This window comes from Cobetia amphilecti, from assembly GCF_032923285.1.
Taxonomy (GTDB): domain Bacteria; phylum Pseudomonadota; class Gammaproteobacteria; order Pseudomonadales; family Halomonadaceae; genus Cobetia; species Cobetia amphilecti.
The window spans coordinates 3,971,857-3,991,700 of the sequence record NZ_CP136695.1 but is presented as its reverse complement, the minus strand read 5'-3'; the positions used below and the strand labels follow the sequence as shown (position 1 = coordinate 3,991,700).

Here is a 19,844-nt window from a genome sequence, read left to right as displayed (position 1 = left end):
CGGGCGCACCAACGCTGGCTCGGTGTGGCGGCGCTCAGCGCTGACGGTGCCATTCGTAGATCAGCTCCAGCGCTCGCTTGGGGCTCAGATCATCCGGGTCTAGGCCATTGAGGGCTTCGACGACCGGATGCGGCGGTGCTGCGAACAGGTCGTTCTGTTGCGGTACCGGCTGGCCCAGCGCATCCTCGCGCGCCACCTGCGGACGATCGACTTCCTGCTGCTCCAGGCTGGTCAGCTTCTCGCGTGCCCGCAGGATGACGCTCTGCGGCACCCCGGCCAGCTGGGCCACCTGCAGGCCATAGCTTTGGCTGGCAGGGCCTTCCTCGACGCGGTGCATGAAGACGATACCATCGCCGTGCTCAGCGGCCGTCAGGTGCACGTTGGCGACGGCATCGGCATGCTCGGGCAGCGCCGTCATCTCGAAGTAATGGGTCGCGAACAGGGTGAAGGCACGCGTGCGCGCCAGATGCTCGGCGCTGGCCCATGCCAGTGACAGGCCATCGAAGGTCGAGGTGCCACGGCCGATTTCATCCATCAACACCAGGCTTTCGTCAGTGGCGTTGTGCAGGATGCTGGCGGTTTCTGTCATCTCGACCATGAAGGTCGAGCGTCCGCCGGCCAGGTCATCCGATGAGCCGATGCGCGTGAAGATGCGGTCCAGCGGGCCGATGCAGGCGCGCGACGCCGGCACGAAGCTGCCGGTTTGCGCGAGCAGAGCGATCAGTGCCGTCTGGCGCATGTAGGTGGATTTACCGCCCATGTTGGGGCCGGTGATCACCAGCATGCGCCGCGCATCATCGAAGCGCACATCGTTGGGGACGAAGGGATGATCGCTGACATGTTCGACCACCGGGTGGCGTCCGCCTTCGATATCGATGCCCGGGGTCTCGCTGAGTTCGGGGCGCACGAAATCGAGTGCGGCGGCGCGATCGGCGAAGGCGGTCAGTACATCCAGTGACGCCAGTGCGCGGGCCGTCTGCTGCAAGCCATCCAGTTCGGTATTCAGGTCGTCCAGCAGGTGCTCGTACAGCAGCTTCTCGCGCGCCAGTGACTTGGACTTGGCGGACAGCGCCTTGTCCTCGAACTCCTTGAGCTCGGGGATGATGAAACGCTCGGCATTCTTGAGGGTCTGGCGACGGATGTATTCCGGCGGGGCCTCGGCCGATTGCGAGCGCGGCAGCTCGATGAAGTAGCCATGCACGCGGTTGTAGCCGACCTTGAGGTTGCTCAGGCCGGTGCGCTCGCGCTCGCGGGTCTCGAGTGCGACCAGATACTGGCCGGCGTTCTCGGACAGGCCGCGATACTCGTCCAGCTCATCGTCGTAGCCATCGGCGATCACGCCACCATCGCGCAGCACCACCGGCGGATTCTCGACCAGCGCCTCGCTGAGCATTGCGGAAAGTGCCGGGAACAGGCGGATGGCATCGCGCAGGTCATCGATGGCGCTGCCTTTTTCGACGCTGGCGAGCACGGCGCGCAGCTCGGGCAGGGTGTTGAGGCCATCGCGCAGGCGCGCCATGTCACGGGGGCGTGCGCTGCGCAGCGCGACACGGGCGAGGATACGCTCCACATCGCCGATGCGCTTGAGTAGACCTTGCAGTTCGAAGGGATAGTCGCCATCCAGCAGACGTTGCACCGCCGCCTGACGCTGGCCGATCTGGAGCTGATCGCGCAGCGGGCGGTTGAGCCAGCGCTTGAGCAGGCGTGAGCCCATCGCGGTCGCGGTGACGTCCAGCACGCTGGCCAGCGTGTTGTCGCTGGTGCCGCCCAGGTTGGTATCGATCTCGAGGTTGCGACGGCTGGCGGCATCGATCACCACCGTGTCATCGCGGCTCTCGACGGCCAGCGCGGTCACGTGGGGCAGGCCGGTACGCTGGGTGTCGCGAGCGTAGTCGAGCAAGGCACCGGCTGCCGTGACGGCGCGCGTCAGGTGGCTGCAGCCGAAGCCGTTGAGGTCCTGGACGCCGAACTGATCGCACAGCAGGCGCAAGGCAGTCTCGTGATCGAAGTGCCAATCGCTCTGGCGGGTCAGGCCCGGGCGCGAGGCCAGGCTGGCGGGGAGGGTACGGCTTTCGCCGACCATGACTTCGGCAGGCGACAGACGCTGGATCTCGGCCAGCAACTCGTCATCACCATTGACCTCGAGCACGCTGAAGCGACCGGAGGAGAGCTCGAGAGCGGCCAGGCCCCAGGTCTCGCCATCACGGTGCAGCGCCACCAGCAGGTTGTCGCGGCTGGCATCCAGCAGCGCCTCATCATGCAGCGTTCCCGGGGTGACGATACGTACCACCTTGCGCTCGACAGGCCCCTTGCTGGTCGCCGGGTCACCGATCTGCTCACAGATGGCCACCGATTCGCCCATCTTGACCAGGCGTGCCAGATAGCCTTCGGCGCTGTGGTAGGGCACCCCTGCCATGGGAATCGGTGAGCCACCGGAGCTGCCGCGCGCCGTCAACGTGATATCGAGCAGTTGTGCTGCGCGCTTGGCGTCCTCATGAAACAGTTCATAGAAGTCACCCATGCGATAGAACAGCAGCACGCCGGGGTGCTCGCGTTTGATCTTCATGTACTGCGTCATCATCGGCGTCATCTGGGGCGCGCTGTTCTTGGCCATGGCCATGGACTTCCTTGACTGCACTGCAATGGGAAAAAGCACACATGCGAGAGCACGGCATGCGGGATGCGCGATATTCTACGGACTGGCGCGGCCGGCTCCAATGCCTGTGATGTCTCAGGCTCGCTGCCCTTTTCACCCGATGACCTCCACAAGGAGAAAGTTCGTGAGCCAATTGACTGGTACGACCCCTGAGGCTGCGTGCGCGAATGCCCTGGCTGAGCAGTTGCAGGCGCTGGCAGTCGCGCGCGGCGTGCGCGTCACCACCGCCGAGTCGTGCACCGGGGGCGGGGTGAGTGCCGCGATCACGGCGATTGCCGGCAGCTCCAGCTACTTCGATGCGGGCTACGTGACCTATTCCAATGCCACCAAGCAGCGCCTGCTGGGGGTCAGTGAGGCATCGCTTGAAACATTCGGTGCCGTCTCCGAGGCAGTCGTGTGCGAGATGGTACGGGGCGCCTGTCGCGAAAGCGGCGCTGAGCTGGGGGTGGCGATCAGCGGTGTAGCCGGCCCCGGCGGAGGAAGTGACGAGAAGCCCGTCGGCACCGTGTGGCTGGCGTGGGGGAGCGAGACGCGCCAGCAGGCACGCTGCTGTCACTTTCCCGGTGATCGGCAGGCCGTGCGTGACGCCGCGGTGCGGGAAGCGTTGCAGGGCTTGATCGAGCGCGTGGAGGCCTTGCAGATCGGCACCGAACACGCATGAGCCCGATGCAAGCCCCGCGTTGAGGGTGCTGCCTGAAAAAGCGCATCACCGGACTGGCAGAGTGACGCAACTTGCGGCATTATACTGTCCATGTATACAGGGTTTTGCCACGACACCTCAGCCGCTAGTCTGACGGTGTCTGCTCAGCTCCCGGTGACAGAATTCTCTATTCCAGGTGGCAGCCCGTGTGGCTCCGCCGTTCGACAGGAGGCCACATGGCAAAGGACGACAATCGTACCAAGGCGCTGAACGCGGCGCTGTCCCAGATCGAGCGCCAGTTCGGCAAGGGCGCCGTCATGCGCATGGGCGATGCCCCGCGTGTGGCCATCCCGTCGGTTTCCACCGGTTCTCTGGGGCTGGATATCGCACTCGGCATCGGCGGCCTGCCCTTCGGGCGCGTGGTCGAGATCTATGGCCCGGAATCCTCGGGCAAGACGACACTGACCCTCTCGGTCATCGCTCAGGCGCAGAAGCAGGGCAAGGTCTGTGCCTTCATCGATGCCGAGCACGCCCTGGATCCGTCCTACGCCGAGAAGCTGGGCGTCAATCTGGACGAGATGCTGGTCTCCCAGCCGGACACCGGTGAGCAGGCGCTCGAGATCGTCGACATGCTGGTACGCTCCGGCGGTGTTGACGTCATCATCGTCGACTCCGTGGCGGCACTGACGCCGCGTGCCGAGATCGAAGGCGAGATGGGCGACTCTCACGTCGGCCTGCAGGCGCGTCTGATGTCCCAGGCACTGCGCAAGGTGACCGGTCACATCAAGAACGCCAACTGCATGGTGGTGTTCATCAACCAGATCCGCATGAAGATCGGCGTGATGTTCGGTAGCCCCGAAACCACGACTGGCGGTAACGCACTGAAGTTCTACTCCAGTGTGCGTCTGGATATCCGTCGTACCGGTTCCGTGAAGTCCGGTGATGAAGTCACCGGTAACGAGACCCGCGTCAAGGTCGTCAAGAACAAGGTCGCACCGCCGTTCCGTCAGGCCGAGTTCCAGATTCTCTACGGCAAGGGCATCTATCACGCCGGTGAGGTGATCGACCTGGGCGTGCAGTGTGGTCTGGTCGGCAAGTCCGGCGCCTGGTACAGCTATCAGGGCAGCAAGATCGGTCAGGGCAAGGCCAACTCCGCCCAGTACCTGGAAGACAATCCCGCCATCATGGAGGAGATTGAAACCCAGATTCGTGCCCAGTTGCTGGCAGCGCCGGAAGCCAAGGAAGAGCCGAAAGAGACCGCGGCCGCCGAGAGTGAAGACGACCTGGATATCGATCTCGATTGAGGTTCGTCCAGAAGAAAGAGCAAGAGCGCCAGCCGCCAGGCTGGCGTCATCTCAACGTGTCGTTTCCGACCCGGTGAGATGATCCCAAGGCGCCCGCCCCGATGACTCGGAGGCGGGCGCCTTGCGTTCACGTCCATCGATGTCCTTCTGCTCAACCCCGGGGAGCATGACCATGCACGATGACAGCGCTGAAATGGGTGGGCCTGAGTATCAACCGCTCGACTCAGGCGCGATGACGCCGCAACGGCGTGCGCGCAATGATGCCATCGCGCGCCTGGCGCGCCGCGAGCATAGCCGCCGCGAGCTGCACGACTATCTCAAGGAGCGTGACTACCTGCGGGCGGTCAGCGATGACGAGTTGGCAGAGCGGCAAGCCGCGGGCGAGGAGGGCGCACAGGCGGCCTTGAGTCGCGATGAGGTCGAGCTGCTGATCGAGGAGGTGCTGGAGCGCATGGCCGAGGAGGGCCTGCAATCCGATGAGCGCTTTGCCGCCAGCTTCCTGCGGACGCGAGTGCTGCGCGGGCAGGGGCCGAGGCGTATCCAGCAGGAGCTGCGCCAGCGTGGTATCGATAGCGAGACGCTCAATGCCGTGATGCGTGCCGCCAGTGACCCGACGCCGGATGCCTTCGGTCATGTCGAGGCGGTGGATTTCTTCGAACTGGCGCGGGAGACGCTGGCCAGGCGCTTCTCCGGCCCCGGCGAGGGGCACAAGGAGCGCGCACGGCGCGAACGCTTTCTGCTCCAGCGCGGCTTCGACTATGAGCAGCTGCGCTATGCCATGGAGTCCGCCTGGAGTGATGAGGGCGAAGAAGGCTAGCTGGCGGGCAACTGTTTGGCTCTCATGACGCGCAAACCGGCGCTTCAAGACATTTCCCCCCCTTTAGCTTGCGCGAACAGGCGTTATACTAGGTCGTCTTGCGACGGCACGGGGCAGGCGCCTTCTTTCATGCTTTTCATTGCACCTCCATGCATACCCACATGGATGAATATGCAGAAACCATGCGGAAGTCATGCAGAAGACCCCCGGAGCGTCTTTACGCACATCGCTACGGAACCTCTATGAAAAGCGCAGAAATCAGAAACGCCTTCCTGACCTATTTCGAGAAGCAGGGCCATACCATCGTTCCCACCAGCTCCCTGGTGCCGAACAACGACCCGACTCTGCTGTTCACCAACGCCGGCATGGTGCCCTTCAAGGATGTCTTCCTGGGCCGTGACCCGCGTGGCTACAGCCGTGCGACCTCCGCGCAGCGCTGCGTGCGCGCCGGTGGCAAGCACAATGACCTGGACAACGTCGGCTATACCGCCCGTCACCACACCTTCTTCGAGATGCTGGGCAACTTCAGCTTCGGCGACTACTTCAAGCGCGAAGCCATCCAGTTCGCCTGGAAGTTTCTGACCGAAGAACTCGGCCTGCCGAAGGAGAAGCTGTGGGTCACCGTGCACGTCAGCGATGACGAAGCCCGTGACATCTGGTTCAACGAGGTCGGCATCGATCAGAACCGCTTCTCGCGTCTCGACGAGGACAACTTCTGGCAGATGGGCGACACCGGCCCGTGTGGCCCGTCCTCCGAGATCTTCTATGACCACGGCGAAGATGTCGCCGGTGGCCCGCCGGGCAGCCCGGACGAGGATGGCGATCGCTACATCGAGATCTGGAACCTGGTCTTCATGCAGTTCGACCGTGACGCCGAGGGCACGCTGCACCCGCTGCCCAAGCCGTCCATCGATACCGGCATGGGTCTGGAGCGTGTCGCGGCCGTGATGCAGGGCGTGCATTCCAACTACGAGATCGACCTGTTCCAGAATCTGCTGGCCGCCGCGGCCGAGATCATCGGTCACGACAATATCGCCACGCCGTCACTGCGCGTGGTGGCTGACCACATCCGCTCGTGCGCCTTCCTGATCGCCGATGGCGTGCTGCCGTCCAACGAAGGCCGTGGCTACGTGCTGCGTCGCATCATCCGTCGCGCCGTGCGTCACGGCCACAAGCTGGGGGCGCGTGGCAGCTTCTTCTACAAGCTGGTCGCGGCTCTGGACAGCGAGATGGGCGATGCCTATCCGGAACTGCGCGCCGCTCGCGAGCAGATCGAACGTGTGCTGCTCAAGGAAGAGGAGCAGTTCGCGCGTACGCTGGAACACGGCATGAAGCTTCTGGAAGAAGCCATCGCTGGCCTCGAGGGCAATACCCTCGACGGCGAGACCATCTTCAAGCTCTACGACACCTACGGCTTCCCCTATGACCTGACCGCCGACATCTGCCGCGAGCGCGAGCTGATCCTCGATGAGGCAGGTTTCCAGGCGGCCCTGGAAGCACAGCGTGATCGCGCCCGTGCCGCCAGCAACTTCGGCGGCGACTACTCCGCCAACCTGGTGCTGGAAGGCGAGACCGTCTTCACCGGTTACGACCAGCTGGAAGGGGAAGCCACCGTCACCTCGCTGTTCGACGCCGAAGGCAATGCTGTCGAGCAGCTCGAGGTGGACACCAAGGGCATCGTGGTACTCGATACCACCCCGTTCTACGGCGAGTCAGGTGGCCAGGCCGGTGACACCGGTTATCTGCATCTGGATGGCGGCCGCTTCCAGGTCAGCGATACCCAGAAGCAGACCGGCCATCACCTGCACCACGGTGTGCTGATCGAAGGCGCTCTCAAGGTCGGTGACAAGGTGCGTCCGCAGGTCGATGCCGAGCTGCGCGCGGCTTCCGTGCGCAACCACTCCGCCACGCACCTGCTGCACGAAGCGCTGCGTCTGGTGCTGGGTGAGCACGTTCAGCAGAAGGGCTCGCTGGTCACGGCCGAGCGTCTGCGCTTCGACTTCAGCCACTTTGAGGCGATGACGGCCGAGCAGCTGTCCGAGGTCGAGCGCATCGTCAACGCGCAGATCCTGGCCAACGCCGAGACCACCATCGAGTTCATGAGCCTCGATGAGGCCAAGGCGCGCGGCGCAGCGGCGCTCTTCGATGCCAAGTATGGTGAGGAAGTCCGCGTGCTGACCATCGGTCAGGATGCCTTCTCCATCGAGCTGTGCGGCGGGACTCACGTCAAGCGCAGCGGCGACATCGGCCAGATGCACATTCTCGCCGAGACCGGCATCGCATCCGGCGTGCGTCGTATCGAGGCCATCACCGGTCGCGCCGCGCGTGACTTCCTGCTCGCGCAGGAAGCGACTCTGGCTCGCCTCGGTGAGCGTCTCAAGGCCAAGCCGGAGCAGGTCGAGGAGCGCGTCGGCAGCCTGCTGGAGCGCAACCGCGGCCTCGAGAAGGAGCTTGAGCGCCTCAAGGCCAAGCTGGCCTCCGCTTCGGCCAGCGACATGCTCAGCGACATCGCCAATGTCCAGGGCATCAAGGTGCTGGCCAAGCAGGTCGAAGGCGTCTCCGGCAAGGAGCTGCGCGGCCTGATGGATGACCTCAAGTCCAAGCTCGGCTCCGGCATCCTGGTGCTCGGCGTCGCGGACGGTGACAAGGTCAGCCTGATCGCCGGTGTCACCGACGACCTGACCTCGCGCGTCAAGGCGGGTGACCTGGTGCGTCACGTGGCCGAGCAGGTCGGCGGCAAGGGTGGCGGTCGTGCTGACATGGCCCAGGCCGGTGGCAGTGACGCCGCCTCGCTTCCGGGCGCACTGGCCGGTGTGCCATCATGGGTAGACGCCCAGCTGGGCTGACAGTACAAGATGAAGGCCGGGCTCCTCTTGGGGAGACCCGGCCTCTTTTTGGGCTCACATGAGCTTCATGTGGGGACAACGCAAACGGACACGGATAACGGAAACGCACATGGCGCTATACGTTCAGAAGTTCGGAGGCACTTCGGTCGGCTCGGTGGAGCGGATCAAGGCCGTCGCCGAGAAGGTCAAGCGATTCCGCGATGAAGGCCATCAGATTGTCGTGGTCGTCTCTGCCATGAGTGGCGAGACCAACCGACTGATCGGTCTCGCCAGCGAGATCAATGATGACCCGACACCGCGCGAGATGGACATGCTGGTCTCCACTGGCGAGCAGGTCACCATTTCCCTGCTGGCCATGGCGCTGCAGAAGATCGGCGTCGACGCGACCTCCTACACAGGGGCGCAGGTGGGAATCCGCACCGATAGCGCGCACACCAAGGCGCGTATCCAGCACATCGATACCAATGACCTGCGTGAAGACCTCGACGATGGCAAGGTGGTCGTGGTGGCAGGCTTCCAGGGTGTCGATGAAGAGGGCAACATCACGACGCTGGGTCGTGGTGGCTCTGACACCACCGGTGTCGCCCTGGCTGCCGCACTGAAGGCGGATGAGTGCCAGATCTACACCGATGTCGATGGTGTCTATACCACTGACCCGCGCGTGTGCTCCAAGGCACGTCGTCTGGAAACGGTGACCGTCGAGGAAATGCTGGAAATGGCGAGCCTGGGCTCCAAGATCCTGCAGATCCGTTCGGTGGAATTCGCCGGCAAGTACAATGTTCCCCTGCGTGTGCTGTCTTCCTTCGAGGATGGCCCGGGTACCCTGATCGTCGCTGAGGAAGAAGACAACATGGAAGAACCGCTGATCTCCGGCATCGCCTTCAATGTCAACGAAGCCAAGCTGACTCTGCTCAATACGCCGGATATCCCGGGTGTCGCTTCCAAGATTCTGGGCCCGATCGCCGATTCCAACATCGAAATCGACATGATCGTCCAGAACGTCTCTCCGGACGGCAATACCACTGACTTCTCCTTCACCGTCGCCAAGACCGACTTCAAGGCGACCCAGCGCATCCTGACCGAGACGGTGATTCCGTCCGTCGGTGGTGGCGAGATGCGCGGTGATGACAACATCGCCAAGGTCTCGCTGGTCGGTGTCGGCATGCGTTCTCACGCCGGTGTCGCCTCCAAGATGTTCCGCGTACTGGCGGAAGAAGGCATCAATATCCGCATGGTCTCCACTTCAGAGATCAAGATTTCCGTCCTGATCGACGAGAAATTCATGGAGCTGGCGGTTCGCTCTCTGCACACTGCTTTCGGGCTGGATGCAGAAGCGATCAGCGACGAGACTGCCTGAGTCTCACCACGGAGCGTGCAGCAAGGAAGTCGTAAAGACACCGACAATCAATGACTTGCCCAAGTCGTGAAGCGTCGGTGCCCAGGCCGGGGATATTGGTCTGGCAGACGTGCGGCACGTGAAGTCGATAGCGCCCGATGCATTTTCTGTCATTCTTCTGAATGTCAGTCTGTGCATCGGGCGCTTTCATTCAACGTGTCTATCGGGTGTGATGAAGGTATGGCATTGGCCGTCGGAGCATGCATAGCGCATAATTCGAGCTTCATGCATCAGGGTGGTCGACTTGTCCCGGTCGATCGCCGCCTCCACATCCCGTTGAAGTCCCAGCTGTTTTGAATTTCTGACAAGGAGATCAGTCATGCTCATCCTGACCCGTAGAGTGGGTGAAACTCTGATGATCGGAGACGACATCACTGTCACCGTTCTCGGAGTGAAAGGTAATCAGGTGCGTATCGGTGTGAACGCGCCCAAGGACGTTGCCGTCCATCGAGAAGAGATCTATCAGCGCATCCAGCGTGAGAAAGAAGACAATGGCGATGCCATCGCCTGACGGCATGCTGCGCCTGCACGTCGCACGACCCTGCACGACCCGATGAACGCCAGCCATTGTCCCCATGGCTGGCGTTCGCGTGTGTGGGCCTGGCGCAGGCGAGGGCGGCCCGCTTAGCTCATGAACAACGGCGTACTTACCTCCATGAGCAGCGGCTCATGCGGGGTGATGAGAGGGCGGCTTGTTCAAGTCTGTGTTCCGTAAGGGAAAAATTTGGCTTTTTTCTCAAAAAGGGGGAGACAAGCCGATTCTGGTTCGGTAATATGCCCGCTCCCTCGAACGAGACGCGACGACAGGCTAGCCATCGTCATGTTCTGGTTCATGCGGGGAGATTGCTTGGGGGCGCGCAGCCTCGAGCCTGTTGTCGAGTGGTGATGAGATGTTCAGCATCGAAGCCAAAAAATCGACACAGGGGCTGGACAAAGCCCAATCAAATGAGTAAGATATGCGCCGTACCTGATGAGGAGAGGTGGCCGAGTGGCTGAAGGCGCTCCCCTGCTAAGGGAGTATAGGGTTTATAGCCCTATCGAGGGTTCGAATCCCTCTCTCTCCGCCATTAGGTACAAATGCAGTAAGATGCGCCCTTAGCTCAGCTGGATAGAGTACCTGACTACGAATCAGGCGGTCGGAGGTTCGAATCCTCCAGGGCGCGCCACTGCCACGCAAGACATGAAGTTGGAAAGACGCAGTACTCGCACGATAAAGTCCTGAAGTCATTTGAAATGCTCAGGCCACAGATTTCAAGGTTTATGCGCCCTTAGCTCAGCTGGATAGAGTACCTGACTACGAATCAGGCGGTCGGAGGTTCGAATCCTCCAGGGCGCGCCAATTGAAAAACCCGCTTCACTGAAGCGGGTTTTTCTTCGTCTGAAGAAAAGTCAGGCAATGAAAGAAGCCAGGCTATTGAGCCAGGCTATGAGGCAAGATCAGTGCCGAGTGATCGCCGCCTGCACGGCGCCGATCCCCGCATTGCTGACGATCTGAGTGTTCTACCGCTTTCCTTGACTGTGATGTCACGCCTTCGGGCGGACGATCGCCAGGGCGCCCTTTTCGCGAGGGGCGCCCTTTTTTTGTTCACTGATCGGGGCAGCGAACGGATCGGGTGTTGGCCGGTGCTGATGTTCAGGTTTCGGTTCCGGCTCAGGTTCCAGTTCAGGCTCAGGCCGGGGTGGTCGCGGCATCCGCTTCCGATGTCTGAGGCGATTCTGGTACTTGAGCCGGTTCCGGCATGCGAGTCACCGACGTCAAAAGGCTTGGCGCCAGCTCCAGCGCAGTGCCGGCAACCAGGCCGGTGAAGAACTCGGCGCGCCCCTTGTGACGCTTGATGGCCTGGAAACGGCTTTCGGCTTCCGCGTTGCCGCTCTGGCGCATCATGTTCATCCACTGCTTGAGCAGCGGCACCATCACCTTGTCGGGGAGGTGGGCGCAGCGCTCGGCATGGGAGAGCAGCACCTGCGCACGCTGTGTCCAGTCCGTCTCGGGCAGCAGCTCGCCGGTCGCTTGCCAATGCTTGATGCGCGCCGCCAGGAAGGGGTCAGCCAGGGCGGCACGCCCCAGCATGACATCGCGACAGCCGGATAGAGAGCGCGCCCGCCAGTAGCAGTGCATATCCCAGATATCGCCATTGGCGACCACCGGAATGGAGAGCTCGGAGGTGATCTTGCCGATCCATTCCCAGTGCGCCGGAGGGCGATAGCCTTCCTGTTTGGTTCGCCCATGCACCACCAGCTGAGTCGCACCGCCTGCCTCTGCCGCCTGAGCGCAGGCCAGCGCCAGGCGCCGATCATTGAAGCCGAGACGAATCTTGGCGGTGACCGGCACGCCCGTCCCCTCGAGTGCCTTGCGCACGCCTTCCACCGCGCGGAAGACACGTTCCGGCGAGCGCAGCAGTGCCGCGCCACCATCATGTCGGTTGACGGTCTTGGCCGGGCAGCCGAAATTGATATCGACGCTTGGCGCACCCAGACGCGCCGCGACGCGGGCATTGATGCCCAGTGCCTCGGGGTCGGCCCCCAGCAGCTGCAGGGCGACCGGGGTCTCGTGTCGTGTTCGTGCCGTCTGTGTCGGGGAGGCGTCGAGCAGCTCCGGACAGATGCGCTTGAAGACGCGCGGCGGTAACTTGACGTGGGTCACGCGCACGAATTCCGTCACGCACCAGTCGTAGCCGCCAAGGCCGGTGAGACATTCGCGCGTGATGTCATCTATCACGCCTTCCATCGGCGCGATGCCGATGCGGCCGGCCCGCGCGAGGGCCTGTGGGGTCAACGATGGTGTCATTGCAATTGCCGTGGAATCAGGCACTTTAGAGCGACCAACAAGCATTGAATGCAGCTGCATGGGCATACCGACAGAGGCTATCGGCGGCGGAGCCTATCCGTCGTGCCGTGTCCGGCGTGACCGAAGACATTGGCGTTCAGCGCAGGCGCTGCGCCGTAGTGCGGCTCGATAACGAGAAAGACTCGAGGACACTGGCATGCAAGAGAATGATCTGCTCGGTGAAGGCTTGAACCTGATGGTGTTCGGGATGGGGTTCGTGTTCGTGTTTCTAAGTCTGCTGGTGGTCGCCATGATGGCGATGGCCAGGCTGGTGGATCGCTTCGCGCCTGCACCAGTGCCCGCTGCGCCAGGTGCTGCGCGGGCGCCGGCTGCCCCGGCACCTGCGGCAGGGGACGACAGCGAACTGACGGCCGTCATGGCCGCGGCGATTCACCGCTTCCGGCAGGACCAGCACAGGCACTGACGCTCTCGCGGCTTCGCCGATAGCGTCTGGGCTCTGCCGAGCGTCTGACCACTGCCAAGAGTAGCAGGCGGCGATTCTATCACGAGCAGTACGGTGGGTAGACCTCCCCCCGAGTGCAATATTCTGTGTTGCAGGCTGACGCAACAGGCTGCCTGCAGCGCGCAGAACTCGATATCCACAATATAAAGAACAAGGGATCACTCATGGACAAGCAACCGCTGGGCATCACGGATGTGGTACTGCGCGACGCGCATCAGTCATTGCTGGCCACGCGCATGCGCCTCGATGACATGCTGCCGATCGCCGCCAAGCTGGACGACATCGGCTTCTGGTCGCTGGAGAGCTGGGGCGGCGCGACCTTCGACGCCTGCATTCGCTACCTGGGCGAAGACCCCTGGGCACGCATTCGTGCCTTGAAGGAAGCGATGCCCAAGACCCAGCAGCAGATGCTGCTGCGCGCCCAGAACCTGCTCGGCTATCGTCATTACGCCGATGATGTGGTGGATACCTTCGTCAAGCGTGCCGCGACCAGCGGTGTCGATGTCTTCCGTGTCTTCGATGCCATGAATGACCCGCGCAACCTCGAGCGTCCGCTCAAGGCGGTGCTGGATCAGGGCAAGCATGCCCAGGGCACCATCTCCTACACCGTCAGCCCCGTGCACACCCTGGAGATGTGGGTCGAGCTGGCGCAGAAGATCGAGTCCATGGGCGCCCAGTCACTGGCGATCAAGGACATGGCAGGCCTGCTGACGCCGTACACCGCCTTTGAACTGGTCTCGCGCCTCAAGGCGAGCCTGTCGATCCCGATCCACATGCAGTGCCACGCCACCACAGGGCTTTCCACCGCCACGGCCCTCAAGGCCATCGAGGCGGGCATCGACAACGTCGATACCTCCATCTCTTCCATGTCGATGACCTACGGCCATAGCCCGACGGAATCCGTGGTCGCGATGCTGGCGGGGACCGAGCGCGATACCGGGCTCGATCTCGAGAAGCTCGAGGATATCGCCGGCTATTTCCGCGAAGTGCGCAAGAAGTACGCGGCCTTCGAGGGCAGTCTGCGCGGTATCGACTCGCGCATCCTGGTCGCGCAGGTGCCGGGTGGCATGCTCACCAACATGGAAAGCCAGCTCAAGGAGCAGGGCGCCGGTGACAAGCTGGATGACGTGCTCGCCGAGATTCCGCGTGTACGCAAGGACCTGGGCTATATCCCGCTGGTGACCCCGACCTCACAGATCGTCGGCACCCAGTCGGTGATGAACGTGATGATGGGCGAGCGCTACAAGTCGATCTCCAAGGAAGTGCAGGCGCTGCTCAAGGGTGAATATGGCGCGGCGCCGGCGCCCTTCGACAGTGAGCTTCAGTCCCGCGTGCTGGAAGGCGGCGAGCCGATCACCTGCCGCCCGGCCGACAACCTGACGCCGGAGATGGAGCGTCTGCGTGAGGAGCTCAAGGGCAAGGCCAGCGAAGAGGGCATCACCCTGGAAGGCGGCGAGCGCGAGACCGATGACGTGCTGACCTACGCGCTGTTCCCGCAGATCGGCCTCAAGTTCCTGCGCAACCGTGGCAACCCGGATGCCTTCGAGCCCGCCCCGCAGGCTGTCGATGACAAGGCGTCCAAGGCTGCAAGTGCGCCCGTCGCCGCAGCGCCTGCCTCCAGTGCTCAAACCGCGTCGAGCGGTCCGCAGACTTACACCCTGAACGTCAACGGCAAGCAGTATGTGGTGGAGGTCGCCGAAGGCGGAGACATCACCCAGGTGCAGGCCAGCGAGCCTGCGGCGCCTGCTCCGGTCGCCGCAGCGGGGGCACCTGCTGCACAGGCCGCCTCCGGTGAGCCGGTGAGTGCGCCGCTGGCGGGCAACATCTTCAAGGTCAATGTCAGTGTCGGTGACAGCGTGGCCGAAGGGGATGTGGTCATCATCCTCGAGGCGATGAAGATGGAGACCGAGATCCGTGCCCACCAGGCCGGTACCGTCTCCGCGGTGAAGGTCAAGGAAGGCGACAGTGTCAGTGTCGGCGACGTTCTGATCACCCTCTGAGCCGGTGTGTCCGGCCCGTCGTCATGCACGGCGGGCCGGTCGGTGATGCTCCTCTGCAAGGCGACACGACATGGACAAGATACTCAACCTCTGGCACGGCTCGGGGCTCTACAACATGAGCTTCGGCCAGCTGGCGATGATCGTCATCGGCCTTGGCCTGCTTTATCTGGCGATCCGCAAGAACTTCGAACCCCTGCTGCTGGTGCCGATCGGCTTCGGCGGCATTCTGGCCAACATCCCGGAAGCCGGGCTGGCGCTGTCTGCCGCCGAGCAGGCGGCCCATCTCGGCAAGCCGGAGCTGTTGGCTTCGATGGCCAATCTGCTCAACGTCAACATCGCCAGCCTGCCGCTGGATGAGGCACGCCACGCGGTGGAGCAGGCGCTGCATGGCGAGATTCCCGCCGCGCTCAAGCAGCAGGCCAGCAACATGGCGCTGGATGGCGGCTTCTCCAACGGCATGCTCTACAGCTTCTACAGCGTGGCGATCGCCTCCGGCATCGCGCCGCTGGTGATCTTCATGGGCGTGGGCGCGATGACGGACTTCGGCCCGTTGCTGGCCAACCCCAAGACCCTGTTCCTCGGCGCGGCGGCGCAGTTCGGCATCTTCGCGACCCTGCTGGGCGCGGTGGCGATGACCTCGATGGGCCTGATGGACTTCAGCCTGCAGCAGTCGGCGGCCATCGGCATCATCGGTGGTGCGGACGGCCCGACCTCCATCTATGTCGCCAGTCTGCTGGCGCCGGAGCTGCTGGGCGCGATCGCCGTGGCGTCCTACTCCTACATGGCACTGGTGCCGATGATTCAGCCGCCGATCATGCGCGCGCTGACCACCGCCAAGGAGCGTAGCCTGGTCATGACCCAGCTGCGGCCGGTGTCCAAGACCGAGAAGATCCTCTTCCCGCTGGTGCTGCTGATCATGGTGGCGATGCTGCTGCCGGACGCCGCACCGTTGCTGGGCATGTTCTGCTTCGGTAACTTGATGCGCGAGTGTGGTGTGGTGGAGCGTCTGTCGGATACCGCCCAGAACGCGCTGATCAACATCACCACCATCTTCCTGGGACTGTCGGTGGGCTCCAAGCTGCAGGCCGACAAGTTTCTGGCGGTGGAGACGCTGGGCATTCTGGCCCTCGGCGTGGTCGCCTTCGGTATCGGCACGGCCTGCGGGGTACTGATGGCCAAGCTGATGAACAAGGTCTCCAAGACACCGATCAATCCGCTGATCGGGTCGGCCGGTGTCTCGGCGGTGCCGATGGCGGCACGTGTCTCCAACAAGGTCGGGCTCGAGTACAACCCGCACAACTTCCTGCTGATGCATGCCATGGGGCCGAACGTGGCCGGCGTGATCGGCTCGGCGGTTGCCGCGGGGGTGATGATCAAGTACCTCGGCTGATCGTCTCCACAGCACTGATACGATAACGCCCGCCATGGCTACCATGGCGGGCGTTATCGTATCTCGGGCCTTCATCAGCGGCGCTTTATCTTGTCTCGGCCGAGGGATTTGAGAGCGTGGCAGAGACGGTGCGCTGATTCGGCTGCATGCGCGTCTGCGGGTCGTGGACGGCCTGCCAGAGGCTTAGCAGGGCGGCGCGATCGACAGGCCGGCTGGGCAGCCGCTGGCTGTCCTCGAGCCCTTGCCATTCCCCTGCGGCGCTCTGGCGTGCGAGGGCAAAGCGGAAGGGGTGATAGCCGGGTGAGCCCAGGCGTGTATCGGTCACTGCCAGCAGCGTCTCGCCCTCTGGTGTCCGCTCGCGGCTCGCACGCAGATAGGGCGCCGCGAACCAGCGCAGACGCTGGCCGTCCTCCAGCTTCGCGACCTCGGCATCCAGCGTCGGATGGCGCGGATAATCACGGCGTGCGAGAGACGCCAGCTGCGCGTCGGAGTCGAACACGCTGACCATCCACTCGTGATCCGCCTGCGGCGTGGTTGCGCTGACACGCCACAGCAGGCTGTTGAAGGGAGTCGGCTGCACCATACGCGGGGCGTCGGCGAAGCCTTGGCTGGCCAGCAGCGGCGCCACGCGATGTTCGACCCAGCTCTTGGCGGCCAGCCCCCAGCCCAGATAGAGGCTCGAGAGCATGAGGCCCGCGCTCAACAGATGCCCGGCGCGACCACGAATCGCCACCCACAGGCCGGTGATCAGTAGCGGCAGGGTGTAGAGCGGGTCGATGATAAAGACGCTGGCCAGACTGATGGGGCGGCTGGGCCACGGCCACAGCAGCTGGGTGCCGTAGGTGGTGAAGCTGTCCAGCAGCGGGTGGGTGACCAGGCACAGCACGCAGTAGGCGATCAGCCGCCCACGGCCGAGGCTCGCCAGCCGTGGCAGGCGCGCCAGCAGCCAGCCGAGCACGATGCCCAACAGCGCCAGCACCGGCAGGGAATGGCTGAAGCCGCGGTGATGGGTGTAATTGGCGACCGCGTCGCCGTAGTCGATCATCACGTCGAGGTCGGGCAGGGTGCCGAGCGCCGCGCCGCCGAGCAGCGCATAGCGGATGGCCGAGCCGCGTTTCGGGCCGGGCAGGCGGCGAATGGCCGGCGCCATGACGGCGCCGCCAACGACGGCCCCGAGGCAGATCTGGGTAAGGGAGTCCATGCGTGGGCTACCTGTGAGGGAGAAGAGAGCGGAAGGCGTGGGAGCAGGCGTCAGTCATCTGCGCGGATCGCCGCCAGGGCACCCGGCTCGGCCCAGCGCGGGCCGGCATCCAGCACGCGTGCCTGCACCGGACAGTCATCACGATGACAGCCGGGCAGATAGCCGCAGCTCATCAGCAGCTCGTTGACGATCTCGGGGCCGGTGAAGCGGAAGGTCTTCTTGAACAGCTTGACCCAGGCTGACAGCGGTTGTGGATGATGGGCATCCAGCCAGGCGCTGAAGCTGCCGTGGGAGTCCTTGAGCTGCATCACCACGCCTGCGTTGTGGATCACGGCATTGATCTTGAGCCGGTTGCGAATGATGCCGGCATTGTTGAGCAGGCGCGCGCGATCCTCGTCCCCGTAGGCGGCGATGCGCGCGATGTCGTAATCCTCGAAGGCCTCGCGGAAGGCCGCGCGCTTCTTGAGCACCGTCAGCCAGGAGAGGCCGGCCTGATTGATCTCGAGCACGAAGCGTTCGAACAGCACCCGGTCATCGCTGACCGGAAAGCCGTATTCATGATCATGATATGGGCCATGAATCGGGTGCCGGGGAGCATTCTCGCAATAGGTGCTGGCGGTGACGACGTCGGCCATCAGTCCTCCTGTACCGCGAAGCGGCCGCTGCCGAGAAAGACGATGGCCAGGGCGCTGGCGAGGAAGAAGCCTTGCAGCTCCAGCGCCCAGCCGCCGGAGGGCGACAGGCTCAACAGCTGGCCCATGTGTGCCACGGCAAAGGCGAACAGCATGTTGGCGACCACGATCAGACCGGCGATGCGCGAGTGCACGCCGAGCGCCAGCATGATGGGCGCGATGATCTCGCCGATGTAGACGCCATAGGCCACCACGCCCGGGATGCCCAGATTCTCGAGCTCGCCGGCGATCCAGCTCAGCGTGCCGCCATCACCGAGCAATTTCGAGAGGCCATGAAACAGCAACAGCAGGCCCAGCATCAGGCGCAGTATCAGCTTGCCGAGGTCGTCATTTTCGAGAAATTGCACGGTAGAGCTCCTTGCTCAGCGGTCGTCGGGCTTGCTCAGTAGTCGCCGGGCTTGCTCGGCGGTCGTCGGGATAGAAGGCGGCTGTCTCAGGCGTTGGGGTTGTCCACCAGAATGCGCGAGAAGCGCACGATCTCGGCATTGCGGTTGGACCAGCCAAGACGCTCCCAGAAGCGATGAGCGTCATGGTTGTCGTGCAGGGTATCCAGATGCACCTTGTCGATGCCTTCGCTGGCCAAGGCTGCCAGACAGCGGTCGACCAGCGTGCTGGCGATGCCCTGGCCACGCATGTCCGGCGCAGTCATCACATGCTGAAGATAGCCGCGCTTGCCGTCATGGCCCGCCATGGCGCAGCCGACCAGGCGCTCATCGAGAAAGGCCAGGTGGCTCATGCCGGGGTTGCGCGCCAGATAGCGGGCGACAGGGGCATGGCGGTCGGCATCGCGGATGACCACGCCCGGAGTCGCCTCCATCATGGCGATGAAGGCAGGGTGGTCTTCCGGTGTCATCGGGCGATAGGTCAAGGTTGGCATCGTGTGTCCTGGCAAGCGGCGGTCGTCGGGGATGCCATATCCTATCAGTCCCGCGGGATATCGAAATGCTCCGGCTGCGCCGCGACACGTGCCAGCCACGCCTGTATGGCGGGATAGTCATTCAGCGCGAAGCCGCCTTCATCGGCAACATGCGTATAAGCATAAAGGGAAATGTCGGCGATCGTGAATCGGTCCCCGACCAGCCAGTCATGCTCGGCGAGATGGTGCTCCATCACGCGCAGGGCACGCTTGCCGCCATCCTGCTTGGCGGCGTACTCGGCGCGGCGCTCATCGGGGAGGCCAAGGTAGCGATTGATGAAGCGGGCGGTGGCGATGTACGGCTCATGGCTGTACTGCTCGAAGAACTGCCACTGCAGCACCTTGGCGCGCAGGAAGGGGTCACTCGGCAGATAGTCACTGCCATCGGCGAGGTAATTCAGGATGGCATTCGACTCTGACAGCGTCTCGCCGCGATGCAGCTCCAGCAGCGGAATCTTGCCATTGACGTTGCGGGTCAGAAATTCCGGTGTGCGGGTGTCGCCGGCCAGAATGTCGACCTCGATGTAGTGATGATGGCGTTGGAGCAGGTGCAGCAGCAGCTCGACCTTGTAGCAGTTGCCGGAGCGGCGATCACCGTAGAGTGTCAGCATGCAGGGAGCGTCCTGTGCGAGCGTGGAATTGGCGTCTCGACAGTCTAACCAACCTCGCCTGCATGAACAGTGATTATTCGAACAG

General features: G+C 63.4%; 16 protein-coding genes and 3 tRNA genes. 12 read left to right on the top strand and 7 right to left on the bottom strand.

Going from position 1 to position 19,844, the window contains the following annotated elements:
• Positions 1-34 precede the first annotated feature (34 nt).
• Complete coding sequence (gene mutS / locus R1T44_RS16865) at positions 35-2,614, bottom strand: DNA mismatch repair protein MutS (protein WP_284726904.1); 2,580 nt, start codon at positions 2,612-2,614, stop codon at positions 35-37.
• 166 nt (positions 2,615-2,780) lie between these two features.
• Here mutS and R1T44_RS16860 point away from each other — a divergent pair, with 166 nt between their 5' ends.
• The 9 genes from R1T44_RS16860 to R1T44_RS16820 all read left to right on the top strand — a co-directional run bounded on the left by R1T44_RS16860 (position 2,781) and on the right by R1T44_RS16820 (position 10,998).
• Positions 2,781-3,317, top strand: a complete 537-nt coding sequence (locus R1T44_RS16860) for a CinA family protein (RefSeq protein ID WP_378080278.1) — start codon at positions 2,781-2,783, stop codon at positions 3,315-3,317.
• 215 nt (positions 3,318-3,532) lie between these two features.
• Positions 3,533-4,600, top strand: a complete 1,068-nt coding sequence (recA, locus tag R1T44_RS16855; protein ID WP_043332943.1) for a recombinase RecA — start codon at positions 3,533-3,535, stop codon at positions 4,598-4,600.
• 172 nt (positions 4,601-4,772) lie between these two features.
• On the top strand, positions 4,773-5,417 hold the full coding sequence (locus tag R1T44_RS16850; RefSeq protein WP_378080276.1) for a regulatory protein RecX: 645 nt from the start codon (positions 4,773-4,775) through the stop codon (positions 5,415-5,417).
• Positions 5,418-5,659: 242 nt separating this feature from the next.
• A complete protein-coding gene (gene alaS, locus R1T44_RS16845) occupies positions 5,660-8,263 on the top strand; it encodes an alanine--tRNA ligase (RefSeq protein ID WP_054556500.1) in 2,604 nt (867 codons plus the stop codon).
• A 109-nt stretch (positions 8,264-8,372) separates the two neighbouring features.
• Positions 8,373-9,620, top strand: coding sequence for an aspartate kinase (locus R1T44_RS16840; RefSeq protein WP_284726905.1), 1,248 nt, complete (start codon positions 8,373-8,375; stop codon positions 9,618-9,620).
• A 358-nt stretch (positions 9,621-9,978) separates the two neighbouring features.
• Positions 9,979-10,170 (top strand): carbon storage regulator CsrA, encoded by a 192-nt coding sequence (csrA, locus tag R1T44_RS16835; protein WP_043332937.1) that lies wholly within the window; start codon positions 9,979-9,981, stop codon positions 10,168-10,170.
• Between the two features lie 463 nt (positions 10,171-10,633).
• A tRNA-Ser gene (locus tag R1T44_RS16830) sits at positions 10,634-10,726 on the top strand.
• Between the two features lie 22 nt (positions 10,727-10,748).
• A tRNA-Arg gene (locus R1T44_RS16825) sits at positions 10,749-10,825 on the top strand.
• Between the two features lie 96 nt (positions 10,826-10,921).
• Positions 10,922-10,998, top strand: a tRNA-Arg gene (locus R1T44_RS16820).
• A 330-nt stretch (positions 10,999-11,328) separates the two neighbouring features.
• On the opposite strand, the gene R1T44_RS16815 is transcribed toward R1T44_RS16820, so the two are convergent.
• Positions 11,329-12,387, bottom strand: a complete 1,059-nt coding sequence (locus tag R1T44_RS16815) for a tRNA dihydrouridine synthase (RefSeq protein WP_317292956.1) — start codon at positions 12,385-12,387, stop codon at positions 11,329-11,331.
• A gap of 256 nt (positions 12,388-12,643) precedes the next feature.
• Here R1T44_RS16815 and R1T44_RS16810 point away from each other — a divergent pair, with 256 nt between their 5' ends.
• From R1T44_RS16810 to R1T44_RS16800, 3 genes are all read left to right on the top strand, one after another.
• Complete coding sequence (locus R1T44_RS16810; RefSeq protein ID WP_284726907.1) at positions 12,644-12,910, top strand: OadG family protein; 267 nt, start codon at positions 12,644-12,646, stop codon at positions 12,908-12,910.
• Positions 12,911-13,113: 203 nt separating this feature from the next.
• Entirely contained in the window at positions 13,114-14,949 is a 1,836-nt protein-coding gene (gene oadA / locus R1T44_RS16805; RefSeq protein ID WP_284726908.1) for a sodium-extruding oxaloacetate decarboxylase subunit alpha, read from the top strand.
• Between the two features lie 70 nt (positions 14,950-15,019).
• Positions 15,020-16,339, top strand: coding sequence for a sodium ion-translocating decarboxylase subunit beta (locus tag R1T44_RS16800; RefSeq protein ID WP_131432760.1), 1,320 nt, complete (start codon positions 15,020-15,022; stop codon positions 16,337-16,339).
• Between the two features lie 85 nt (positions 16,340-16,424).
• Here R1T44_RS16800 and R1T44_RS16795 read toward each other — a convergent pair whose 3' ends face one another.
• The 5 genes from R1T44_RS16795 to R1T44_RS16775 all read right to left on the bottom strand — a co-directional run bounded on the left by R1T44_RS16795 (position 16,425) and on the right by R1T44_RS16775 (position 19,759).
• A complete protein-coding gene (locus tag R1T44_RS16795) occupies positions 16,425-17,540 on the bottom strand; it encodes a metal-dependent hydrolase (protein WP_317292311.1) in 1,116 nt (371 codons plus the stop codon).
• Positions 17,541-17,590: 50 nt separating this feature from the next.
• Positions 17,591-18,175 carry a DNA-3-methyladenine glycosylase I gene (locus tag R1T44_RS16790; RefSeq protein ID WP_284726909.1) on the bottom strand — a complete coding sequence of 195 codons (585 nt, stop codon included), beginning with the start codon at positions 18,173-18,175 and terminating at the stop codon, positions 17,591-17,593.
• Positions 18,175-18,579 carry a DoxX family protein gene (locus R1T44_RS16785; protein ID WP_284726910.1) on the bottom strand — a complete coding sequence of 135 codons (405 nt, stop codon included), beginning with the start codon at positions 18,577-18,579 and terminating at the stop codon, positions 18,175-18,177. The genes R1T44_RS16790 and R1T44_RS16785 overlap by 1 nt, the downstream gene beginning before the upstream one ends.
• An 86-nt stretch (positions 18,580-18,665) precedes the next feature.
• The gene (locus R1T44_RS16780; RefSeq protein WP_107335943.1) at positions 18,666-19,109 is read right to left on the bottom strand and encodes a GNAT family N-acetyltransferase; all 444 of its coding nucleotides are present in this window, start codon (positions 19,107-19,109) and stop codon (positions 18,666-18,668) included.
• 44 nt (positions 19,110-19,153) lie between these two features.
• Positions 19,154-19,759, bottom strand: coding sequence for a glutathione S-transferase family protein (locus R1T44_RS16775; protein WP_284726911.1), 606 nt, complete (start codon positions 19,757-19,759; stop codon positions 19,154-19,156).
• Between the last annotated feature and the right edge of the window lie 85 nt (positions 19,760-19,844).